This is a genomic window from Methanocalculus natronophilus, from assembly GCF_038751955.1.
Lineage (GTDB): Archaea > Halobacteriota > Methanomicrobia > Methanomicrobiales > Methanocorpusculaceae > Methanocalculus > Methanocalculus natronophilus.
This window is the reverse complement of record NZ_JBCEXH010000089.1, coordinates 1-603: the sequence shown is the minus strand read 5'-3', so window position 1 is coordinate 603 and position 603 is coordinate 1. Positions and strand designations below refer to the sequence as shown.

Sequence of the window (603 nt, the reverse complement as noted above, 5' to 3'; positions counted from 1 at the left end):
GATTCAAATGGGTTAAGCGTTAGAATTGGGAAAGAAAATCAAATCAGTGCCATGAAAGATTGTAGTGTCGTGATGGTGCCTTATGAAGTGGACCATGGCGATAAAGGAACGATTGCTGTAGTCGGTCCTACAAGGATGGATTACCGTAAAGTGATTCCACTCCTTCAATACTTAGCATCACATTTATCAAAGCTTTAAAGGAGGTCCCCTGTGGAAGATAAAAAACAAGTAAACCCTGAAGAAGAAACAGTGAATGAAGAAGTGAAAGAAGAAGGCGAAGCTGAAATTTTAGAAGAAAAAGCGGACGCTAAAAAAGAACCAGAGAAAAAAAGCAAAAAACAAACTAAGAAACAAAAAGATGAAGAAATTGAAGCCTTAAAACTTGAAGTTGAGGCGATGAAAGAAAAAATGCTGCGCAATCAGGCAGAACTTCAAAACTTTAAACGTCGTATGAATGATGAGCGTATTAAAGAACGTAAGTTCGCAAACGCTGAGTTTGCGAAAAGTTTACTGCCGATTTTAGATAATTTTGATCTCGCATTACAAAAAGAAAAAGAATCATCAAACCTTAAAGGCTTTGAAATGATTCAAAGAGATTTACTC

General features: G+C 36.5%; 1 protein-coding gene and 1 pseudogene. Both read left to right on the top strand.

Going from position 1 to position 603, the window contains the following annotated elements:
* Positions 1–198 (top strand): annotated as a pseudogene (locus ABCO64_RS10595) (HrcA family transcriptional regulator); the annotation flags it as partial.
* A gap of 12 nt (positions 199–210) precedes the next feature.
* Positions 211–603: nucleotide exchange factor GrpE (locus tag ABCO64_RS10590; RefSeq protein WP_343089447.1), on the top strand; the 393-nt coding region annotated here is incomplete at its 3' end.